Here is a 6,242-nt window from a genome sequence, read left to right on the forward strand (position 1 = left end):
AAGCTTGATATTAGTAATGACGTAACTTCTTTGACAATTAGCCCACTCTATATCAATCAATTTAGAGAGAATCTTCCTGTAAAAGTTATTTGCTACAATGATCAAGATGATTTTGAAGACAAAAAAAATAAAGTACATTTAGGTGCAATGCAAATTTATGCCTTTGCGGAAGAGGAATTTAAATATGAGTATATTCAGGCTGCGCATAGATCTCAAAAATTTCTTAGCTTCACTATATTTAAACAAACAGAAAAAAAATCAACTGGCTTCTTTGGAAGACTGAAAAACGCTTGCCAGGTAGTTGATGAAGATTACGTATCTTACAAACAAGGTATTCCATATGATATTGAAAGCGAAATAGCTAAAAAAAGTTTTGAGTATCAAAGAAAATTTCTTGGATTTTCTATAGAATCTTCTAAAAAAACCAATTCAGATACTTCATTTGCTTCAGCTCCTCCTTATACAAACTCAGATGAAGAATTTCAATCCGCTTCATCTTATTCAGGTTCTCTGGAATCCCCACCTCCACCTTCAATGCTTTCTAGCCATAGAGGATTTGCTATAAATCAATCCCCCTCTTCAAAAATATTAGGAAACTCTACCTCAACTTCTAAGCGAGGCCCCATAGAAGATTACAATGAGATAGTAGATGAAATCGACCGGATACTGGGAGACAGAGGTCTTAATAGAGAAAGTAACTCAGAAGGGATTCGAAAATTTACTATTTCTATGCATTTTAAACATCCCTCAAGTAATCCAGAAGCAATTTTACTTACAACATGGTTGCCCAAAAGCTCTAATGGTCAACTTTCGAAACCTAAGTATGGAGTGCCTGCAACCATTGAAATTAACTTTGATGATGAGACTTCTGAAAAATTTGAATGTATTTTGCAAACAAGTGCAGGCGTCCCTTTAGACGATCCTAAATGGGAGGGATGGTATGCTAAAATGGCAGTTCCTCGAACTTGTGAAGAAGCAAGAAAAAATGCAGTATACAAAGCTTATTTAGATGCACTTGTCGTACGGCATTTATTTAAATCCGCTTTACATGGAAATTCACCCGAGGCAAAAAGAAAATATACTTCGATTTATTACAATCAGAATTTTTGGACTGATATAGTGACCCATATTGATTATGCAGATCACAATTTAAAACGTAGGTGGGAATATCATTATCAAAGTCTTAAAAACCGTAACGTTAAAAGTATTGGAATTGGTGGCCAATTTGAAGATCCTAGACCTTTTATACTAAATATTGAGAAAAAAATTTACCGAGTGCATGAAGGGAAATTTCAAAGGATCAAAGAAAATCCAGAGTCAGTAAAAAATAAAGGTAAGAGAAAAGAAAAGGTTCTTACAGGTGTGGACAAAATTAAAGCAATGAAATTTGTAGTAGACCAACCCATATTTGCACCATGACAATGTAAATAAAATAAAAAGGGAAAGCTTGTAGTTGCTTTCTCTTTTTTTATGTTATTTTTATTTAAAATTTAATTATTATTAATAGATAGTGTAAGTTGCAAATAACTAATTTGTTAGGGAGTTTGTTGCAGCTGCAATAAGAAATCCGAAGACTTTAATTTCAAATCCTTCAGGAGTAATGGCATGAATCTTCCCAGAACAAAATTTGAGCCTAGTTGCCCTCGATAATGTGCTCACTTCTGTGGCGCTGACATTAGCGTTTATTGAAAGTGCTGCGCAGCTTCCGGCAACAGGCTCATTAGAAGCAGATCGTTTGGAAATTGCGCAGACAGCTCCTTACCAAGCAGTTTTAGCGGCACTTGCATTGAATGATAACCTGTCATCCTCTCTCAATAACGTTTTAAGTGCGGTTGGCCCTAACGATCCCAATTTTGACACCGTACAAAATGCTTTGGCTGAAATCAAAACCTTTAGCTCAGCCTTAACCATTCTATCACAGCAACAGACTGTTTATGCAGGAGACTTCGTGCAGATTTCAGCAGGTTTGCAAGACATTAAAGACAGCTTGCAACGGGATTTGCGTGATAATTCGTATCAGATTTTAGGGGATTCCATCAATGCTCTAAGTACCGTCGTGATGGCTTATTCACTAGGAGAAGTGTCGCCAAGCAATTTACTTTCGTTAGCCATCCTTCAGAACGGAATTTCAGGAGATAATGGGGTCTATAGCAACAATTTTGCGTCTTTAATCGATAATACAGCCAGTGGATTGCAAACGATCCTGAATTTAGATAATACCTCTCAGATTAATTCTCTCGAGCTTCTGCTTAGCACAGTCGCTTTGGCCTCCATTTTGGGAGGCACAGCATTAGGAAACGGCATCGGACAATTTCCAGACCAAGCAGTCGGTGATGTCAATGAGGCCAGCCGTTTCTCCACAGATTTGGCCGTCGGCTTAATCGCGGGTTCAGGGGTAATTGAAACCGTGGTTGGCGATTTAATTTCAGCTACAGGCATTAATCAAAATGCCGTTACCCCTTTGACATCCGCTTTTACATTATGGTCCCTTATACTGGGGACACAAGCTGCAGCAACAATGGGTCAATCGAGAGCAAGCGAATTGCTTGAAACGTTGCAACCTCAGTTGCTTACCCATTTAAATACCCTTGATCAGTACATCACCAGTCAGCAGGAAAATGGAGCGCTTCCACGAGGTGTAGGTCAAGGAGCATTAGTCTATCTTAGCCAAGCCAATATCGCTTTGCAGAATCAGGATTATGATGAATTTTTAAGAAGTTTAGGTTCTCTCATGCAATTGGCAGGGCAAACAGAGGATAACGTGAAGAAAGACATGTCTTCCATCACAGAATTTGGCTCTTTAGCTGGCTCAGCACTAGCAGGCGAATATCAACCGCGATGGACAAATTTAGTTCTGCCTATGTCTCAGGAACCAATCAAAGCCTCATATTGAATAACCCAGCCGATACTCCTACATTAGTGGCTCCTACAGGAACGGGAGCTCTTCCAACAGGATCAAAAGGTCACGGGAACCCATTTTTGACAGCTTCATTTGTTGTGGCTTTAATCGAGGTAATGGCCGAGCTGATTAAAGTTCAGTCTCAACAAAGGCTTGTTGAGACAAAATTGGATATCATGTCCAACCAATGGACGATCGACCTTGCTAAGCGTATGGCTAGTGATATTATGCAATCAGCGAAAACAGAAGCGATGATGCACTACATGTTGGCAGCAAGTGCTGGCGTACAGCTCGGTATGGCCGTTGCGAATGGCGCTATGGGAGCTCTTGCGATGAAGAAATCGATTGGTGATTATAATAAGCAAACTAGGTCTTTGAATGCTGAAGTAAAAAGGTTAAAAGCTCCTTCAGATCCTGACACGGCTGGATCGCCAAAAGTAGGGTCTGCGGATGAGATTCTAGCTGCACAAAATAAATTGAAGGAGCATAGGGCATCGAAATGGGATCAAATAAGTAGAAGTTTCCAAATGAGAATGTTTCCAATGAATACAGCCAAGGATGTGACCGATGCGACCGCCAAAATGTATGAAAATGTCGTTCAAGGTATCATGAAGGTGAAAAAAGCTGAGTATGACGCGGATATTAAATTGGCTGAGGGATATCAAGAAATTGCTCGAAAAATCGGAGCTGACGCAAGTGCTTCCTTAAAAGATATCGAAGATAAAGTAAAAAGTATAGCGGAAGCGGTTCAGCAGATGATTACCAAACTTTACAGCGCATTTAATTATCGTATTCACTAAAAACAAATTTATGTACAAGTTGCCCAGGCACTTGTACATTTCCGTGAGGGAAGCCTTATGTTAGAAAATCACATGAAGCAATTAGCGGAGGAGTTAGAACTTGAAAATTCCATGACATCAGAAACTCCTGGAATATATGTCTTTCCTTTAGATCAAGATATAAAAATTTATATTTCTAGTATTCCCCAGGGCATTTATTTTGAGTGCGCGGTTGCTCCATGCCCAACTACTAAGCAAGAAGAATTATTCACTCAGCTTCTTCTTGCAAATTTATTTGGGCAAGGAACACGAGGGGCAATTCTAGGATTAAGTGAAGACAATAAGTCAATCAAATTAACGCAAACTTTGGAAAATAAAGAAGATTACCAATTGTTTAAAGATAATTTGGAAGATTTCGTTAATTCAGTCGATTTTTGGTCCGAAGAAACTCTGATTTTTGGCAAGTAATCTATTTTCATGCTCCTTGGCAAAAAGCTTTAAGATTCTTTTGTTTACGACATTTTTTAGCGCTCACTCTGTCAATAAAAAAATTACAGGGGGAGCGCTTTATTTTTGTTTGTGTAATAATAAAAAAATATTTAAGATTTTAAGCGCGAAACCTATATAACTAAGGAGATTTAATAATGCAATGCCCCTCAATGTCTTCTCTTCACCCAGAAATTAATGATGTCTATACAGTCGTTAAACCAAAATCCTCTCACGAGCTTAAAGTCATTTTGATTTCTGCGGCGGCTTTCCCCAGCATGCAACTGTCCCAGACAACAGCTCAAAATAGTATATATCGAGCATGTGATAACAACTCATTCGGATTTTTATACTATAGAGATACGCGCCCAGAATCAGCTAGGCCTAAGCTGACTACTTTTAACATGGAAGAGATAAGAGAAAAATTGACAAGAAATTATGCTCAACTAAAAGTTGAAAATGGGATTGTTTCTTCATTAACCTTGAGCCCGCTCGATGCCGCTATTATTAAAAAATATAGTTCAATTCGAATTGTTTACTATAAAAATAATAAACTAGAAAAAAAAGATAAACTAAATATAGGTAGCATAAAACTTTACTCTTTTCACAATGATGAATTTATCCATGAATACGTAGAGGCAGCCTATAGAATTCAAAAAATTCTAACTTTTTCAATTTTTCCACAAAAAGAGGCTTCATGGTTTTTTAAGTCAAGGGGAGAGAAAGAATTTAAAACTGGATTACCTTATATTATTGCTGAAAAATTACCTCCATATAAAAGTCAAAAACCAAGGGAATTTTTAGGATATTCAACAGAACATACCAAAAAAACCAATTCAGATACTTCATTTGCTTCAGCTCCTCCTTATACAAACTCAGATGAATCCGCTTCATCGTATTCAGGTTCTCCGGAATCTCCTCCAATTTCTTTACTTTCTCATCATAGAGAATATAAACCTTCATCCGATAGCATTCGAAAAAATATTTTAAAGTTTAAAGATTTAATAAATGAAATTCGTAAAATTCTTTCTGAGAAAAAGTTGAACTTAGATAGTAATTTTTCAGATGATAGAACAAGTAAGTTTAAAATTTCTATGCATTTTAAGCGATCATCTAACGATCCAGAGACAATTTTATTGACAACATGGCTTAGGGAAAGTTCTAGAGAGGGAGATCCTAGCATTTTTTGTTATGGGGTGCCAATGAAAGTTGAAGTTTTCGCAAATGGTTCTTCAGAGGAATTCGAATTTGTTTACAAAATTTTTGTCCCAGTCCCTTTCACTGATGATGATAGCTGGGATGGAACATCATTAGAAAGAATAGCGCCTAAAAAACGTAAAGATATAAGAAAATGTGCTATGTATGAAGCTTATCTACAAGGGTTAAAAATTAGATATTTGGTTAAGTCTAGTTTACATCAAAATGATGTTGCTGAACTTGCCAAAGAAAAATTTAATGCTGCTTATTTGGAGAACAAAATGGGAACAAACTATTCTTTAAGTGAAAGTAATTTTGAGAAAAAACTAGATTATCGCTACATTCATTTTAAAAGTAGAACAATTCCGAGTATTGGAATTGGAGTAAGCCCTGAAGATCCACGTCCTCTTGTTCTAGATTTTCGAAAGAAATTATATAGAATGGTGGATGGTAAATTTTGTCGAATAAAAGATGAGTGGAATTTGCCAAAAGGAAAATGGGGAAGAAAAGAAAAAATTTATACTGGTGTAGATAAAAATAAAACAATTAAATTGGAAGTAGATGAATTTATGTTTTCGCCCGAATATGATGGATAAATTTCAAAATAAAAAAGAGAGATGAGTTCTCTCTTTTTTATTTCATCCACTGAATCGACATTGAATCCTAATAAATGCAAACGATTCTAGATAAAATTAATGTTTTTAGTTATATGGACTAGCCGCTAATCCAACATCTTTAAAATAATCTATCAATTAGCAGCAGTTCCCGCTGAGCATTTTTCCCAAGCAGATTAAATTTTGATTTCGTAAACTTTGGGTAAATTTTTTACTAACTCAGAGACTAAGATATCATGACCTCATTCAGAAAATATCTAGGCGCAC

Annotated in this window: 5 protein-coding genes and 1 pseudogene; 5 read left to right on the plus strand and 1 reads right to left on the minus strand. The window is 36.5% G+C overall.

The features are described from left to right. Nucleotides 1-1,419: hypothetical protein (locus tag AB7E63_RS12985; RefSeq protein WP_428419631.1), on the plus strand; the 1,419-nt coding region annotated here is incomplete at its 5' end. Between the two features lie 108 nt (nt 1,420-1,527). On the opposite strand, the pseudogene AB7E63_RS12990 reads toward AB7E63_RS12985, so the two are convergent. Continuing rightward, nucleotides 1,528-1,614, minus strand: a pseudogene (locus AB7E63_RS12990) (IS982-like element ISPasp3 family transposase); the annotation flags it as partial. Between the two features lie 49 nt (nt 1,615-1,663). Here AB7E63_RS12990 and AB7E63_RS12995 point away from each other — a divergent pair. From AB7E63_RS12995 to AB7E63_RS13010, 4 genes are all read left to right on the plus strand, one after another. Beyond that, nucleotides 1,664-2,893: a hypothetical protein gene (locus tag AB7E63_RS12995; RefSeq protein ID WP_428419632.1), complete on the plus strand. Its 1,230-nt coding sequence runs from the start codon at nt 1,664-1,666 to the stop codon at nt 2,891-2,893. Then, the gene (locus AB7E63_RS13000) at nt 2,839-3,699 is read left to right on the plus strand and encodes a hypothetical protein (RefSeq protein WP_428419633.1); all 861 of its coding nucleotides are present in this window, start codon (nt 2,839-2,841) and stop codon (nt 3,697-3,699) included. Before AB7E63_RS12995 ends, AB7E63_RS13000 begins: the two co-directional genes overlap by 55 nt. Before the next feature lie 57 nt (nt 3,700-3,756). Next, complete coding sequence (locus AB7E63_RS13005; protein WP_428419634.1) at nt 3,757-4,146, plus strand: type III secretion system chaperone; 390 nt, start codon at nt 3,757-3,759, stop codon at nt 4,144-4,146. A 176-nt stretch (nt 4,147-4,322) separates the two neighbouring features. After that, complete coding sequence (locus AB7E63_RS13010) at nt 4,323-5,957, plus strand: hypothetical protein (RefSeq protein ID WP_428419635.1); 1,635 nt, start codon at nt 4,323-4,325, stop codon at nt 5,955-5,957. Nucleotides 5,958-6,242 lie beyond the last annotated feature (285 nt).

This window comes from Parachlamydia sp. (assembly GCF_050255895.1).
GTDB classification, from domain to species: Bacteria; Chlamydiota; Chlamydiia; order Chlamydiales; family Parachlamydiaceae; genus Parachlamydia; species Parachlamydia acanthamoebae.